The following is a 16,204-nucleotide window of genomic DNA, read 5'->3' as shown; positions in this document are numbered from 1 at the left end:
TCAGATCACCTTCGCTTCGTTCTTCAGTTTGTCCACCAGGGTGGCGACGTCGGGCACCTTGATGCCGGCGCCGCGCTTCGGCGGTTCAGCAACCTTCAGGGTCTTCAGGCGCGGCTTCACATCGACGCCCAGGTCTTCGGGCTTGACCGTGTCCAGTTGCTTCTTCTTGGCCTTCATGATGTTGGGCAGCGTCACATAGCGCGGCTCGTTCAGGCGCAGGTCGGTGGTGATGACTGCGGGCAGGCTCAGGGAGATGGTCTCCAGGCCGCCGTCGACTTCGCGCGTCACGGTGGCCTTGTCGCCGGCGACTTCGACCTCGGAGGCGAAGGTGGCTTGGGGCAGGTCTGCCAGCGCAGCCAGCATCTGGCCGGTCTGGTTGGCGTCGTCGTCGATGGCCTGCTTGCCCAGGATGATCAGCTGGGGCTGTTCCTTGTCGACCAGTGCCTTCAGCAGCTTGGCCACGGCCAGGGGCTGCAGCTCTTCGGTGGTCTCGACCAGGATGCCGCGGTCGGCGCCGATGGCCATCGCAGTGCGCAGGGTTTCCTGGCACTTGGCGTCACCGCACGAGACGGCGATCACTTCGGTGACCACGCCCTTTTCCTTCAGCCGCACGGCCTCTTCGACAGCGATCTCGTCGAAGGGGTTCATGCTCATCTTGACGTTGGCAATGTCCACCCCGGTGCCGTCGCTCTTCACGCGCACCTTCACGTTGTAATCGACGACCCGTTTGACAGGTACCAGAACCTTCATTGACTTGACTCCATTGGATTGCAAAAAGGGGGCTTCGAGGGCAAACCGGTCATTCTAGGGCGCGACCTTTGCCGCCTCTCCATTCTTCCTGCCGGCGCTGGCACCAGAAAAAGAACGATCGTGCTTTTTACAGATTATAAGGCAGCGCTTCAGCACCCGGCCTCTCGACCGACAAGTATTTGAACCGCCCCCCGAGCGCGCGGCCCGCACGGAAATCGATATCCGTGCCCGCTCGCGGTGCATTGGCAGCCCGCGAAAAGCGCCATCTGCAGCCATTTCCCGGGTTTTCGCCGATATCTGGGCTGGCACGCAACCTGCAAGATGAATACTGTCGACAGCTGACTGTCGATCTTCGGAGATTCAAATGGAAACAGCAGAACGCAGCCTCCCGGAAGTTCGCGGCAACGCCCGCCCACCCATGACGCCCGCGGAGCGGCAGATGCGGCAGGACCTGGCCGCCGCCTACCGGCTCGTCGCCCTGTACGGCATGGACGACAGCATCTACACCCATATCTCCGCCCGCGTGCCCGGCACCACGGACCAGTTCCTGATCAACCCGTTCGGGATGCTGTTTCGCGACATCACGGCGTCCTCGCTCGTGAAGATCGACCTGGAAGGCAATGTCGTCGAGCCCACCGACCACGACGTCAACCCGGCAGGCTTCACGATCCACAGCGCGGTGCACGCCGCGCGCCATGACGCCGTCTGCGTGCTGCACACCCACACCGTCGCCGGCGTGGCGGTGTCCTCGCTGGCGGGCGGGCTGCAGCCCTGCAACCAGTGGGCGCTGCAGTTCCACAACCGCGTGACGTACCACGAGTTCGAGGGGATCGCGCTCAACCACGAGGAGCGCGAGCGCCTGGTGGCCGACCTGGGGCCGGCCTCCCGCGCGCTGATCCTGCGCAACCACGGCCTGGTCACGCTCGGCCGCAGCGTGGCCGAGGCCTTCATCCTCATGCACAACCTGGAGCGCGCCTGCCGCGTGCAGGTCGCCATCCAGGGCACCGGGCAGCCGGTGCACCCGGTGCCCGAGGAGGTCCGCGAGCTGACCGCGCGCCAGTACGAGAGCGGCGACACGAACCGCCTCGCCTCCATGCCCGACGACCCGTATGCCCGCGAATGGCGCGCGTTGCTGCAGCGGCTCGCGCCGCCCACCGCGGCTTCCTTCCGCGACTGAGATTCACCCGTTCTTCACCGCCCTCCCCACTCTGAAAGGTCCGCTCCGATGAAACGCCGCAACCTGATCCAAGCCGGCTCCGCCGCCCTCGGCCTGTCCATTGCCGGGGTGCCCCTGCACAGCTTGGCGCAAGCGAAGAAAGGGGTAGTCAACGTGCTGGTCCAGCCCGAACCGCCCGGGCTCATGATGGGCATCGTGCAGAACGGCCCCACCCAGCTGATCGCCGGCAACATCTACGAAGGCCTGCTGCGCTACAACGAGAAGCTCGAGCCGCAGCCCCAGCTCGCCACCTCCTGGACCGTGAGCGCGGACAGCAAGACCTACGTCTTCAAGCTCAAGCCCAACGTCAAGTGGCACGACGGCAAGCCCTTCACGGCCGACGACGTGGTGTTCTCCTGCGACGTGTTCCTGCGCAAGACGCATGCGCGCTTCCGCGCCAGCCTGGCGCAGGTGGAATCGATCAAGGCGCTCGATCCGCTCACCGTGGAGTTCAAGCTCAAGCAGCCCTTCGGCCCCTTCATGGGCATCTTCGAGAACGGCACCATGCCCATGGTGCCCAAGCACATCTACGAAGGCACCGACTTCGCGACCAACCCCGCCAACGCCACGCCCATCGGCACGGGCCCGCTCAAGTTCAAGGAATGGGTCAAGGGCTCCTACATCAACCTCGTGGCCAACGAGAACTACCACCAGCCGGGCGTCGTGAGCGTGGAGAGCGTGTATTTCCACGTGATCCCCGACGCCGCCGCGCGCGCCGCCGCGTTCGAGTCGGGCAAGGTCGACATCGCACCGGGCGGCACGGTGGAGTACTTCGACGTGTCCCGCCTGTCCAAGCTGCCGGGCGCGGCGGTGACCACCAAGGGCTGGGAGTTCTTCGCGCCGCACAGCTGGCTGTGGATGAACAACCGCACGGCCCCCATGAACAACGTGAAGTTCCGCCAGGCCGTGTGGACCGCCATCGACCGCGAGGCCATGGCCAAGGTCGCCTGGTACGGCTACGCCAAGCCGGCCACGGGCCCCTTCAACAGCCACATCGCCTACGCCAGCGACGACGTGACCAAGTACCCGCGCGACATCGCCAAGGCCAAGAAGCTGGTGTCCGAATCGGGCTACAAGGGCGAGACGCTGCGCCTGCTGCCGCTGCCCTACGGCGAATCGTGGCAGCGCCAGGCCGAGATCGTGCGCCAGAACCTCACGCAGGTTGGCATCAAGGTCGAGATGGTCGCCACCGACGTGGCCGGCTGGAACCAGCGCAACAGCGAATGGGACTACGACCTGGCCTTCACCTACGTCTACCAGTACGGCGACCCGGCGCTCGGCGTGGCGCGCAACTACACCAGCGACAACATCGCCAAGGGCTCGCCGTTCAACAACGTGGCGGGCTACGTGAACCCGAAGGTCGACGAGCTGTTCGCCGCGGGCGCGCGCGAGAGCGATCCGGCCAAGCGCCGCGCGATCTACCTGGAAGTGCAGAAGCTGCTGGTCGACGAAGTGCCCGTGGCCTGGCTGCACGAGATCAACTTCCCGACGCTGTACCGCACCAGGATCCAGAACGTGGTGTCTTCCGGCATCGGCCTGAACGACAGCCTGGGCCGCGTCAAGCTGGCCTGAGCTTCATCCCCCGCGTGCCCGAATCGAGCTTGCTATGAAACGACTGCAGTTCATGTCCGTGCGCCTGCTGCAGGGCCTGCTGGCCCTGCTGGTGATCGCCACTGTCAACTTCCTGCTGGTTCGCGCGGCACCGGGCGATCCGGTCTCCGTCATGGCCGGCGAGGCCGGCGCATCCGACGCGCAGTTCGTGGCCCAGCTGCGCGAGCAGTTCGGCCTCGACCAGCCGCTGCCGGTGCAGCTCGGCAACTACCTGGGCCACGTGCTCAAGCTCGACCTGGGCTTCTCGTACCGACAGCAGCAGTCGGTGGTCGACCTGATCCTGCAGCGCATGCCGGCCACGCTGTTGCTGACGGGCACGGCTTTCGGGCTTTCGCTGCTGTTCGGCATCGTGCTCGGCGCGCTGGCCAGCCGCAACGCGGGCAAATGGCAGGACAGTCTCATCACCGTGGTCGCGCTGGTGTTCTACGCCACGCCGCTGTACTGGCTGGCGATGATGGCGGTGCTGCTGTTCACGGTGCAGCTCGACCTGCTGCCCGCCTTCGGCTTCTTCACCGTGGGCGCGGACCTCACGGGCATCGACAAGGCGGTGGACATCGCCAAGCACCTGATCCTGCCTTCGCTCACGCTGGCGCTGTTCTACATGGCGGTCTATGCGCGCATGACGCGCGCCTCCATGCTCGAGGTAGCGCAGATGGACTTCGTGAAGACCGCGCGCGCCAAGGGCGTGTCGCCCGGGCGCATCCAGCGCAAGCACATCCTGCGCAACGCGCTGCTGCCGGTGGTCACGCTGGCCGGCATCCAGGCCGGCGGCATGATCGGCGGCGCCGTGCTGACCGAGACGGTGTTCGCCTGGCCCGGCATCGGCCGGCTCATGTTCGACGCCCTGCTGCAGCGCGACTACAACCTGCTGCTCGGCTGCTTCCTGTTCACCGCGGCCATGGCCGTGCTGTTCAACCTCATCACCGATTTCGTCTACACGCTCGTCGATCCCCGCATCGAGCTGAGCTGAGGAGCCGTTCATGAAAAGCAAATTCTGGCGGCGCTTCAGCCGCAACAAGGGCGCGGTCTTCGGCCTGATCGTGCTGATGCTGGTGGCGCTGGTCACGGCGCTGGGCCCCTTCATCGCGCAGAACAACCCCTGGGACATGGTCGGCACGCCCTTCGCGGCACCCATGGCGGAACAGGGCCTGCTGCTGGGCACCGACACCATGGGCCGCGACATCCTGTCGGGCATCGTCACCGGCGCGCGCGTGTCGCTGCTGATCGGCGTGGTCTCTACCGTGGTGTCGCTGCTGATCGGCGTGTCCATCGGTGCCGTCTCGGGCTACTTCGGCGGCTGGATCGACGCCACGCTGATGCGCTTCACCGAGCTGTTCCAGGCCATTCCCAGCTTCGCGCTGGCCATCGTGCTGGTGGCCATCTTCCAGCCCTCGGTGCAGTCCATCGTCACGGCCATCGCGATCGTGTCGTGGCCGCCCGTAGCGCGGCTGGTGCGCAGCGAATTCCTGACGCTGCGCCAGCGCGACTTCGTGGCGGCCGCCCAGCTGGCGGGCCAGTCCACGCCGCGCATCATCCTCACGCAGATCCTGCCCAACGCCGCCTCGCCCATCGTGGTGATGGCCTCTCTGATGGTGGCAACGGCCATCCTGCTGGAGTCCAGCCTGAGCTTCCTGGGCCTGGGCGACCCGAACCAGATGAGCTGGGGCTACATGGTCGGCTCGGCGCGCACCGTGCTGCGGCAGGCGTGGTGGATGGCGGTGTTCCCGGGCGTGGCCATCCTGCTCACGGTGCTCGCGCTGAACCTGGTGGGCGAAGGCCTGAACGACGGGCTCAACGCGCGCGCCGACGGGAGGGGCAAATGAAAATGGAAAAGATCGCTTCGCTCGTTCCACCCGTGCTGAACATCCAGGGCCTGGACATCCGCCTGCCCCAGGGCGCGGACCGCGACCTGGCGGTCCGGGGCGCGTCGCTGCAGCTGCTGCCGGGCCAGACGCTGTGCGTGGTCGGCGAATCGGGCTCGGGCAAGTCCATGATCGCCAACGCCATCATGGGCCTGCTGCCCCGGCCGCACGTGGAACCGGTGGCAGGCCGCATCCTGTTCGACGGACAGGACCTGCTGAAGCTCGACGAGGCGCAGCTTCGCACGCTGCGCGGCCGGCGCATCGGCATGGTGTTCCAGGAACCCATGACGGCGCTGAACCCGGTCATGCGCATCGGCGAGCAGATCGCCGAAGTGTTCGACGCCCATGTGAACCTGTCGGCCGCGCAGAAGCGCCAGCGCATCCTCGCGGCGCTGGCCGACGTCGGCCTGCCCGAGCCCGAAGTGCTGATCGACAGCTACCCGTTTCGCCTCTCCGGAGGGCAGCGCCAGCGCGTGATGATCGCCTGCGCGCTGGCGCTGGAGCCGGCCTTGCTGATCTGCGACGAGCCCACGACCGCGCTGGACGTGACCACGCAGGCGCAGATCCTGAAGCTCATCCGCGAGCTGCAGCAGCGCAAGGGCACGGCGGTGCTGTTCATCACGCACGACTTCGGCGTGGTCTCCGAGATCGCCGACCAGGTGGTGGTCATGCAGACCGGCGAGGTGGTCGAGGCCGGCCCGGCCGCCGCCGTGCTGGCGCGGCCCCAGCATGCCTACACGCGCAAGCTCATCGCGGCCATACCCGACGGGCGGGTGCGCGCGCCGGCCGACGAGCGCCCCATCGAGCACGTGCTGCAGGTGCAGGAACTGCGCAAGACCTACGTGACCGGCGGCGGCCTGTTCAGCAAGGGCCGGCGCGTGGAAGCGGCCAAGGGCCTGTCGTTCGACCTGCGCCGCGGCGAGACGCTGGGGCTGGTCGGCGAATCGGGTTCGGGCAAGTCCACCGTGGGCCGCTGCATCGTGGGCCTGTCGCCGTTCGACAGCGGCCGCGTGCTGTTCAAGGGCCGTGCGCTGCAGTCTGGCGCGCAGTTCCGGGCGCAGTCGCAGGGCAAGATCCAGATGGTGTTCCAGGACCCCTATGCCTCGCTGAACCCGCGCCACCGCATCGGCCCGGCCATCGCGGCCGGCCCCATCGCGCAGGGCGTGCCCAAGGCGCAGGCCATGGCCCGCGCGATGGAACTGCTGGAGCTGGTGGGCCTGAAGCCCGACGCGGCGGAGCGCTTTCCGCACGAGTTCTCCGGCGGCCAGCGCCAGCGCATCGGCATCGCGCGCGCTCTGGCCATGGAGCCGCAACTGCTGGTGGCGGACGAGCCCGTTTCCGCGCTCGACGTGTCGGTGCAGGCCCAGGTGCTCAAGCTGTTCGCGGAGGTGCGCGAACGCTTCCAGCTGGCCATGGTGTTCATCACGCACGATCTGCGCGTGGCCGGCGAGATGTGCGACCACATCGCCGTGATGCAGCGCGGCCAGATCGTCGAGTACGGCGAAACCGCCAAGGTGCTGGCGAACCCGCAGCACGACTACACCCGCACGCTGATCGAGGCGCAGCCGAGGCTCTCGGCGGCGGCCGCGCAACAGGCGGTGGCCGCATGACGCTCAACATCGCACTGGTTTCCGACCAGATCGCCATGGACTACCTGCAGCCCGCCTTCAGGGAACGATTTCCGCAGGCCCGGCTGCACCGCATCGACACCGAGGTCCAGGAGCTCGACGCGCTAGGCGAAATCGACACCGTGGTCTGCTGGTCGCCGCCGCCGGGGCTGCTCGCGCGCATGCCGCGCCTGCGGCTGGTGCAGTCCGTGGGGGCGGGCACCGACCACATCACGCGCGACCCCGCGCTTCCCGACGTGCCGGTCCGCCGCATCGTCGACCCCGACATGGCCGACGGCATGAACGCGTACGTGGCGTGGGCCGTGGTGCACGGCCAGCGCCACATGGGCGCCTATCTCGACAGCCAGCGCCGCGCGGCCTGGGAGGAAGCGCCCATCGAGCCCCCGGGCCGGCACAGCGTGGGCATCGCGGGCCTGGGCGTGCTGGGCCAGTCGGTCGCGCGCGCGCTGCTTGCCATCGGCTACCGCGTGCGCGGCTGGAGCCGCAGCCCCAAGAGCGATCTGCCGGCGGGCATCGAGGCCTTCCACGGCGATGCGGCGCGCGGAGAGTTCCTGGCCGGCTGCGACACCCTGGTCTGCCTGCTGCCGCTGACCGACGACACGCGCGGCATCCTGGATGCCGCGTTGTTCGCCCAGCTGCCGCGCGGCGCGCGCCTCGTCAACGCCGGCCGCGGCGCCCACCTCGTGCAGGAAGACCTGCTCGCGGCGCTGCAAAGCGGCCAGCTCGCCAGCGCGGTGCTGGACGCCTTCGTCGAAGAACCGCTGCCGGCCGGCCACCCCTTCTGGAGCCATCCGCGCATCGTCGTCACGCCGCACATCGCGACGCGCACACGGCCCGAGGCCATTGCGCGGCAGACCCACGACAACCTGGCGCGCCTGTAGCCACTTTTTCTGCGCCCTACACACAAAGAGGAACCCCATGGCAGAACCCCTCGGCACCGGCGACAAGGACGTCGCCACCCACCTGCATTCGTACACCAACCTGGCCGCGCTGCCGCAGACGCCGCCGCTGGTCATCGTGAAAGGCGACGGCATCCACGTCGTCGACGAGCGCGGCACGCGCTACCTGGAAGCCATGTCGGGCCTGTGGTGCGCCTCGCTGGGCTTCTCCAACAAGCGCCTGGCCGCGGCCGGTGCCCGTGCACTCGACACCCTGCCCTACTACCACACCTTCAACCAGCGCACCAACGTCGCGGTGGCCGACCTGGCAGAGCGGCTGCTGGCGCTGGCGCCCGCGCCCATGGCGCGCGTGTTCTTCGCGAACTCGGGTTCCGAGGCCAACGACAGCGCGGTGAAGATGGTCTGGTACTACCACAACGCCATCGGCCAGCCGGAGCGCAAGAAGATCATCGCGCGGCGCAACGCGTACCACGGCGTGACCGTGGCGGCCGCCAGCATGGGCGGGCTCGACGGCAACCACCGCGACTTCGACCTGCCGATCGCAACGGCGCCCGCGCGCTTCCTGCACGTGGACTGCCCGCACCACTACCGCTACGCCGAACCCGGCGAGACCGAGCAGGACTTCTCCAGCCGCCTCGCGCAACAGCTGGAGCAGACCATCCTGGCCGAAGGCCCGCACACCGTGGCCGCCTTCATCGCCGAGCCGGTGATGGGCGCGGGCGGCGTGCTGGTGCCGCCGGCCGGCTACTTCGAGAAAGTGCAGGCCGTGCTGCGCAAGTACGGCGTGCTCATGATCGCCGACGAGGTGATCTGCGGCTTCGGCCGCACGGGCAACATGTTCGGCTCGACCACCTTCGGCATCCAGCCCGACATCCTGAGCTGCGCCAAGGCGCTGTCCTCGGGCTACGTGCCGATCTCGGCGGTCATGGTCAACGACAAGGTGCACAGCGCCATCGCCGCCAACAGCGGCAAGCTCGGCAGCTTCGGCCACGGCTACACCTACTCGGGCCACCCCGTCGCCTGCGCGGTGGCGCTGGAGACGCTCAAGGTCTACGAGGACGAGCGCATCCTCGAGCACGTGCGCGAGATCGCACCCGCATTCCAGGCCGGGCTGCGCGCCTTCGCCGGGCGCCCCTGGGTGGGCAACGTGCGCGGCGTGGGCCTGATCGGCGCCATCGAACTCATGGCCGACAAGGCCGCGCGCACGCCGTTCGCAGCAGAGCGCAAGGCCGGCTACCGCTTCGCGGCGCTGGCGCTGGAAGAAGGACTGATCGTGCGCGCCATGGGCGACAGCATCGGCCTGTGCCCGCCGCTGATCATCACGCGGGCCGAGCTGGACGACCTGTTCGCGCGGCTGGCCCGCGCCATGGACCGCTTCGACCAGGAAACGAAGGCCTGACGAGCATGCAGGCATTCTTCAGCGACGACCAGCTGCTGCACGATCCGCAGCAGTTCATGCGGCTGGGCCGCATCTGCAAGCCCACCGACCTGCCCACGCGCGCCGAGGCGCTGATGGAAACGCTGGCCGCGCGCGGCATCGCGGTCGGTGCGCCGCCGGAGGCCGGCCGCACCGCGCTGGAGCTCGTGCACAGCGTCGACTACCTGGACTTCCTGGAGAACGCCTACGCGCGCTGGCAGAAGCTCGGCGGCCCGGGCCTGGAGCCCGGCATCGAGGTGCTGCCCAACCTGTCGCCGCACGGCGTGCGGTCCGGGCCCTGCCCCTCGCCGTCGGTGGTGGCGCAGGCCGGCTGGTACATCGGTGACCTGGCCTGTCCCATAGGGCCGCACACCTGGCGCTCGGTGCTGCGATCGGCCCACGCGGCGCAGGCCGCGGCCGAGACGGTGCTCGACGGCGGCGGCATCGCCTACGCGCTGTGCAGGCCATCTGGCCACCATGCACAGCATGCGCGCGCGGGAGGCTTCTGCTACGTGAACAACAGCGCCATCGCGGCCGCCACGCTGCGCCGACGCCATGCGCGCGTGGCGGTGCTCGACATCGACGCCCACCACGGCGACGGCACGCAGCAGATCTTCTACGGGCGCGGCGACGTGCTGACCGTCTCCACCCACGCCGACCCGTCGGGCTACTACCCCTGGTACACGGGCTACGCGCACGAGCGCGGCACCGGCGAAGGAGAAGGCTGCAACCTGAACCTGCCGCTGGCGCACGGCAGCGGCAACGCCGAATTCGCCGAAGCCCTGGACACGGCCGTCGCCGCCATCGAGCGCTTCCAGCCGCAGGCGCTGGTGCTGCCGCTGGGCTTCGACACCTACAAGGATGACCCGATCAGCGTGCTCAAGTTCGACATGGAAGCCTTCCGCCTCGCGGGCGAACGCGTGCGCGCGCTGGGCCTGCCCACGGTGGTGGTGCAGGAAGGCGGCTACATGGTCGAGGCCATCGGCGCCGCGCTCGATGCGTTCCTGGAAGGCTTGCAGGCATGAACTTGCCGATCGACGGCCACCGCTGCGGCGGCGCCCCATGAGCAGCACGGTGCAAGCCTCGGGTCCCATGGCACGACGCGACAGCGCGGGCTCGGGCATCGCGCTGTTCCTCTGCGCACTGGTGCTGTTTGCGGCATACGACGCCTTCGCCAAGCAGATGGTGGCCAGCCATGCACCGGCCGTCGTCAACCTGGGCCGCTACACCGCCATAGGCGCCATCGCCCTGGTGCTGCTGCTGCGCCACGGCGACCTGCGCCTGTGGCGCCAGCCGCACCAGAAGCTGCTGGCAGCGCGCAGCGTGGCGCTGGCCGTCGTGGCCACCTGCTTCATGACGGCACTCGTCACCATGCCGCTGGCCGAGGCCACGGCCATCTATTTCACGGCCCCGCTGATCATGGTCGCGCTGTCGCCCTGGCTGCTCGGCGAGCGCGTGGGCCGCGCGCAGTGGACGGCGGTGCTGCTGGGCTTCGCGGGCATGCTGTGCATCGTGCGCCCGGGCGGCAGCCTGCCGCTGGCGGGCACGCTGCTGATGGCCGTGTCCGCCGTCTGCTATGCGCTTTTCCAGGTGCTCACGCGCCGGCTCTCGGGGCTGGTGCCGGCGCCGGTGCAGTTCGCGCACATGGCGCTGGCCTGCCTGGTCATCACGAACCTGCCCGTGCTGTTCATGCCGCACGTCACGCTGCCGCCCTGGCCGGAAATGGCCTTGCTGGTGGCCGGCGGCGCGGTCAGCGGGAGCGCCCAGCTGTTGCTGCTGGCCGCGTTCCGCCGCGTCGGCGCGGCCACGCTGGCACCGCTGAACTACGTGCAGCTGCTGCTGGCGGTGCTGATCAGCACGCTGTGGTTCCAGCGCCCGCCCGATGCGACGGCCCTGGCGGGCATGGCGCTGATCGCCGTGGCGGGCGTGTACCTGGCGCGCGCCGGCGGCGGCAGCGCCCAGGCGGCCGGCATGATACGCACAAGAGATCGAGACAAGGAATTCAGATGACCATCAGCCGCACCGAAGCCGCCACCCCTCCCGCTTTCTCGTCGATCCAGGTGCCAGACCTGGTCGGCGTGGTGGAGGCGCAGTTGCAGCAAGCCATCCTGTCGGGCCGCATCGCGCCCGGCGAGCGCATCGTCGAGGCCGAGATGGCCCGGCAGATGGGCGTGAGCCGCGCGCCCGTGCGGGAAGCCGCGCGCCGGCTGGAAAGCCTGGGCCTGCTGATATCGCGCCCGCGCCACGGCTTCGCGGTGCGCACGGTTTCGCCCAAGCAGGTCACCGACCTGTACGAGGTGCGCATCCAGCTCGAGCTTCTGGGCGCCTCGCTGGCCTGCACGCACGCCACCGATGCCGAACTGGCCCAGCTCGACGCGCGCGTGGACGACATGGTGGAACGCGCGGAGATCCTGTCATCGCCCGAACGCGTGGCGCTCGACCTGGATTTCCACTTCGCCATCAGCGCGCTGTCGGGCAACCACTATCTCCACCGCCTGTTCGACAACATGCAGACCGAGGTGCGCATGTTCCTCGCGCTCAGCGAAGACAGCTATGGCGACCTGAAGGCGCTGGCCGAGACGCACAGGCCCATCGCCAAGGCCATGGCGGCGCGCGACGTCGACGCCGCGCAGCACGCGCTGCGCTACCACCTCGAAACCGCCAAGGCGCACGTGCGCGGCCTCTTCTCCAAGGCATGAGATGAAGGCCGCGCCCCGCGTCGCCATGGTCAGCGGGGGCAACCGCGGCATCGGCCTGGCCATCGTGCGCGAGCTGCTCGCGCACGGCTGGCGCGTGAGCGTGGGCACGCGCGGCGCCACCGATGCCTTCGATGGCCACGACCCGGCGCAGGTGCGCGCCTACCGCTTCGACGCCGAGGACGCGCGCAGCGAGACCGACTGGGTGGCCGCGACCGTGCGCGACTTCGGCGGCATCGACGCGCTGGTGCACAACGCCGGCATCCTCAGCACCCGCTCGGTCGTCGAGGCCGACGACGCGGAGGTCGACCGCCTGCTCGAGGTCAACGTCAAGTCGCCGCTGCGGCTCACGCGCAAGGCCTGGACGCACCTGCTGGCGGCGGACGAAGGCAAGGTGCTGGTGATGGCATCGCTCGCCGCCAAGCGCGTGCGCACGGCCGATGCCTCGCTCTATGCGCTGAGCAAGGCGGCGGTGCTGTCGCTGGCCCACGGCATCCGGCACTGCGGCGCCGAGTCGCGCGTGCGCTGCACCGCGCTGTGCCCCGGCTTCGTCGCCACCGACATGGCGGCCGCCCTGCCGCCCGAGCAGCAGCGGCAGGCCACGCGCCCAGAGGACGTGGCCCGCATCGCGCGGACCGTGCTCGAGCTGCCGGCCTCGGCCAGCGTCGCGGAGATCCCGATCAGCTGGACCGTCGAACCCCAATACTGAAAGCCCGACATGAAAGTCATCTACAGCGACCAGCACACAGGCCACGACCCGCAGCAGTTCATCGTGCGCGGACGCATGAAGCGCAGCAACGAGCAGCCCGAGCGCGGCACGCTGCTGCTGAACGCCGCGCGCGCGCAGGGCCACGACATCGTCGCGCCCCAGGACCACGGCCCGGGCCCGCGCGCCGCCATCCACACGCCGCAATACCTGCGCTTCCTGGAAACCGCCTGGGAACGCTGGCAGCAGCTCGAAGGGGCCTCCGAGGAAGTCATGCCCAACGTGCATCCGTTCCCGGGCCAGCCCTTCACCTACCCCGACAGCCTCGTGGGCCAGGCCGGCTACCACATGGGCGACATGGCCTGCTCCATCGGGCGCCACACCTGGCATGCCGCGACGTGGTCGGCCCACGTGGCCACGCATGCCGCGCAGCTCGTGCTCGACGGTGAACGCGCGGCCTACGCGCTGTGCCGGCCGCCCGGCCACCATGCCTATGCCGACCGCGCCAACGGCTTCACCTACCTCAACAACGCGGCGATCGCAGCCCAGCACCTGCGCGGCAGGCACGACCGCGTGGCCATCCTCGACATCGACGTGCACCACGGCAACGGTACGCAGGGCATCTTCTGGCGCCGCAAGGACGTGCTGACGATCTCGCTGCACGGCGACCCGCATTTCTGCACGCCCTTCTTCACGGGCCATGCGCACGAGACCGGCGAAGGCGAAGGCCTGGGCTACAACCTGAACCTGCCGCTGGCGCGCGGCACGCAGGACGAGGGCTTCCTCGCCGCGCTGGCGACGGCGAACGCCACCATCCGCGCCTTCGCGCCCGGCGCGCTGGTCGTGGCCTTGGGCCTGGACGCGCACGAGAACGACCCCTACCAGGCGCTGGCCGTGAGCACGCCGGGCTTCGGCCGCATCCTCGGCGAAATCGCGCGCCTGGGGCTGCCCACGGTGCTGGTGCAGGAAGGCGGCTACCTGTCGGAGGACCTGGGCCTCAACCTGGCCAGCGCGCTCGGCGGCTTCGAGAAGGCAGCGTGATGACGCAGGAACTCGACGACGCCATCCGCGCGGCCCTGCCCGAGGCCGCGGTGCTGACCGCGCCGCCCGCCCCCGTCGAAACCGACTGGGCCGCCGACCTGCTGCAGCGCCTGTACGGCAAGCAAGGCAGGCTCAAGCCGCTCACGGGCGAACGCGACGCCAACTTCCTGCTGGAGCCGGACGACGGCGGCGCGCGCTGCATGCTCAAGCTCTCGCACCCGGACGAAGATCCGCTGGTCGCCGACTTCCAGACCCAGGCGCTGCTGCACCTGGCACGCACCGACCCCGGCCTGCCGGTGCAGCGCCTGCTGCCGGACCGCGACGGCGCGGCCTCGGTGCAGATCGAGGACGCCGAGGGCCGCACGCGCGTGGCGCGCCTGTTCAGCTACCTCGAGGGCACGCCCATGCCGCAGGCGCCGCGCTCGGCGGCGCAGCGCACCTGCGTCGCCCGCATGCTCGCGCGGCTGGACCTCGCGCTGGCCGGCTTCGAACACCCCGCCGGGGCCCGCGAACTGCCCTGGGACATCCAGCGCGCCGACCGCGTGCGCGCCCTGCTGGTACACGTGGCCGACCCTGCCCGCCGCGCACTGGCCGAGGCCGCGCTCGACGGCTTCGTGCAGCGCACCAAGCCGCGGCTGGCCCTGCTGCGCCGCCAGCCCATCCACAACGACTTCAATCTCTACAACCTGCTGGTGGAGCCTGACGAACCGGCGCGCGTGGCCGGCATCCTCGACTTCGGCGACATGGTGCATGCGCCGCTCGTGGACGACCTCGCCGTCGCGGCCTCGTACCACATCGACGAGCAGGGAGACGCGCTGGCGACGATCGCGCGCTTCGCGGCCGACTATCACGCCGTCTCTGCGCTGACCGACGGCGAGACCCACGCGCTGCTCGACCTGGTGCGCGCGCGGCTGGCGATGGTGGTCGCCATCAGCGGCTGGCGCGCGGCTCGCCAGCCCGGCAACGCCGCCTATCTCATGCGCAACAACGCTGTTTCCTGGGCGCGGCTGCAGGCCTGCGCCGCGCTGACACCCGACAAGGTGCAGGAAGCCATCCGGGCCGCCTGCCAAGCCACGGAACGCACGGAACCCACGGAACCGATCCATGACTGAGAAACACACCGCCGACCTGCTCGAGCGCCGCGCCCGCCTGCTCGGGCCGGCCTACAGGCTTTTCTACGACGAGCCCTTCCACCCCGTGCGCGGCGAAGGCGTCTGGCTCTACGACGCCGCCGGCACGCCCTGGCTGGACGCCTACAACAACGTGGTGCCGCTGGGCCATGCACGGCCCGAAGTGGTCGAAGCCATCGCACGCCAGGCGTCCGTGCTCAACACGCACACACGCTACCTGCACGAAGGCATCCTCGACTACGCGGAGCGCCTGCTGGCCACCATGCCGCCCGAGCTGGGCCATGCGACCTTCACCTGCACCGGCAGCGAGGCCAACGACCTGGCCATGCGCATCGCCACGGCGCACACGGGAGGCACTGGCCTCATCGTCACGCGCTTCGCGTACCACGGCGTGACCTCGGCCATCGCCTGCGCCTCGCCCTCGCTGGGGCAGTACGTGCGCCTGGGCGATCATGTGCGGCTGGTGGATGCGCCGGAGGGAGGAGACGACGCGACGGGCAAACGCTTCGCCGACGGCGTGCGCGCCGCCATCGCCGACCTGAAGGCGCACGGCATCGCACCCGCCGCGCTGCTCGCGGACACGGTGTTCTCCAGCGACGGCGTGTTCACGGCGCCGGCCGGGTTCCTGCGCGAGGCGGTGGAGGCGATCCATGCGGCCGGCGGCGTGTTCATCGCCGACGAGGTGCAACCCGGTTTCGGCCGCACGGGCGAGGCCTTCTGGGGCTTCATGCGCCACGGCGTGGTGCCCGACATGGTGAGCATGGGCAAGCCCATGGGCAACGGCCACCCGGTCGCGGGCCTGGCGGTGCGGCCGGAGGTCATGAAGGCCTTCGGCCAGGCCAGCCGCTACTTCAACACCTTCGGCGGCAACCCGGTCTCCATGGCGGCTGCCTCCGCCGTTCTCGACGTGATCCAGCACAACGGCCTGCAGGACAACGCACTGAATGTCGGCAGCTACCTGCGCGAGCGCCTGGCCGCGCTCGGCCAGCGCCATGCGCTGGTCGGCGAGGTGCGCGGCGCGGGGCTCTTCATCGGGCTGGAACTCGTGGCCGACCGCGCGACGCGCGCGCCCGCCACGGCGCAGGCCGCCAAGGTGGTCAACGGGCTGCGGCAGCGGCAGGTGCTGCTGAGCGCGACCGGGCCGCAGGCCAACGTGCTCAAGATCAGGCCGCCGCTGGTATTCGAGCGCCAACACGCCGACCTGCTGGTCGAGCGGCTCGACGAGGTGCTGGCCACGCTGGAATAGCG

General features: G+C 69.5%; 15 protein-coding genes. 14 read left to right on the top strand and 1 reads right to left on the bottom strand.

Translation table 11 applies throughout. From position 1 onward, the window contains the following. On the bottom strand, positions 1-750 hold the full coding sequence (locus tag AC1RVW_RS22960) for an electron transfer flavoprotein subunit beta/FixA family protein (RefSeq protein ID WP_493202706.1): 750 nt from the start codon (positions 748-750) through the stop codon (positions 1-3). Between the two features lie 418 nt (positions 751-1,168). Here AC1RVW_RS22960 and AC1RVW_RS22955 point away from each other — a divergent pair, with 418 nt between their 5' ends. The 14 genes from AC1RVW_RS22955 (at position 1,169) to AC1RVW_RS22890 (ending at position 16,202) form a co-directional block, all read left to right on the top strand. Then, entirely contained in the window at positions 1,169-1,927 is a 759-nt protein-coding gene (locus AC1RVW_RS22955; RefSeq protein WP_285409799.1) for a class II aldolase/adducin family protein, read from the top strand. Positions 1,928-1,975: 48 nt separating this feature from the next. Continuing rightward, positions 1,976-3,538 (top strand): ABC transporter substrate-binding protein, encoded by a 1,563-nt coding sequence (locus AC1RVW_RS22950; protein WP_106933997.1) that lies wholly within the window; start codon positions 1,976-1,978, stop codon positions 3,536-3,538. Between the two features lie 34 nt (positions 3,539-3,572). Continuing rightward, the gene (locus tag AC1RVW_RS22945) at positions 3,573-4,547 is read left to right on the top strand and encodes an ABC transporter permease (protein ID WP_106933996.1); all 975 of its coding nucleotides are present in this window, start codon (positions 3,573-3,575) and stop codon (positions 4,545-4,547) included. A gap of 10 nt (positions 4,548-4,557) precedes the next feature. Continuing rightward, a complete protein-coding gene (locus AC1RVW_RS22940) occupies positions 4,558-5,400 on the top strand; it encodes an ABC transporter permease (RefSeq protein WP_081267134.1) in 843 nt (280 codons plus the stop codon). Continuing rightward, the gene (locus AC1RVW_RS22935) at positions 5,397-7,049 is read left to right on the top strand and encodes an ABC transporter ATP-binding protein (RefSeq protein WP_493202703.1); all 1,653 of its coding nucleotides are present in this window, start codon (positions 5,397-5,399) and stop codon (positions 7,047-7,049) included. Before AC1RVW_RS22940 ends, AC1RVW_RS22935 begins: the two co-directional genes overlap by 4 nt. After that, positions 7,046-7,948: a 2-hydroxyacid dehydrogenase gene (locus AC1RVW_RS22930; protein ID WP_106933994.1), complete on the top strand. Its 903-nt coding sequence runs from the start codon at positions 7,046-7,048 to the stop codon at positions 7,946-7,948. The genes AC1RVW_RS22935 and AC1RVW_RS22930 overlap by 4 nt, the downstream gene beginning before the upstream one ends. A 37-nt stretch (positions 7,949-7,985) precedes the next feature. Beyond that, entirely contained in the window at positions 7,986-9,365 is a 1,380-nt protein-coding gene (locus AC1RVW_RS22925) for an aminotransferase (protein ID WP_106933993.1), read from the top strand. A 5-nt stretch (positions 9,366-9,370) separates the two neighbouring features. Beyond that, a complete protein-coding gene (locus AC1RVW_RS22920) occupies positions 9,371-10,408 on the top strand; it encodes a histone deacetylase family protein (RefSeq protein ID WP_493202701.1) in 1,038 nt (345 codons plus the stop codon). Between the two features lie 67 nt (positions 10,409-10,475). Beyond that, on the top strand, positions 10,476-11,393 hold the full coding sequence (locus tag AC1RVW_RS22915; protein WP_409195797.1) for a DMT family transporter: 918 nt from the start codon (positions 10,476-10,478) through the stop codon (positions 11,391-11,393). After that, positions 11,390-12,082, top strand: a complete 693-nt coding sequence (locus AC1RVW_RS22910) for a GntR family transcriptional regulator (protein ID WP_106933990.1) — start codon at positions 11,390-11,392, stop codon at positions 12,080-12,082. The genes AC1RVW_RS22915 and AC1RVW_RS22910 overlap by 4 nt, the downstream gene beginning before the upstream one ends. 1 nt (position 12,083) lies before the next feature. Beyond that, entirely contained in the window at positions 12,084-12,788 is a 705-nt protein-coding gene (locus AC1RVW_RS22905) for an SDR family NAD(P)-dependent oxidoreductase (protein ID WP_493202698.1), read from the top strand. Between the two features lie 9 nt (positions 12,789-12,797). Next, the gene (locus tag AC1RVW_RS22900) at positions 12,798-13,826 is read left to right on the top strand and encodes a histone deacetylase family protein (protein ID WP_081267142.1); all 1,029 of its coding nucleotides are present in this window, start codon (positions 12,798-12,800) and stop codon (positions 13,824-13,826) included. Beyond that, positions 13,826-14,938 (top strand): phosphotransferase, encoded by a 1,113-nt coding sequence (locus AC1RVW_RS22895; RefSeq protein WP_493202696.1) that lies wholly within the window; start codon positions 13,826-13,828, stop codon positions 14,936-14,938. The genes AC1RVW_RS22900 and AC1RVW_RS22895 overlap by 1 nt, the downstream gene beginning before the upstream one ends. Continuing rightward, positions 14,931-16,202 carry an aspartate aminotransferase family protein gene (locus tag AC1RVW_RS22890; protein ID WP_493202694.1) on the top strand — a complete coding sequence of 424 codons (1,272 nt, stop codon included), beginning with the start codon at positions 14,931-14,933 and terminating at the stop codon, positions 16,200-16,202. Before AC1RVW_RS22895 ends, AC1RVW_RS22890 begins: the two co-directional genes overlap by 8 nt. The last annotated feature ends 2 nt before the right edge of the window (positions 16,203-16,204 follow it).

The sequence above is a fragment of the Variovorax sp. MPBD4-3 genome, assembly GCF_058809745.1.
This window is presented reverse-complemented; position numbering and strand designations above follow the sequence as displayed.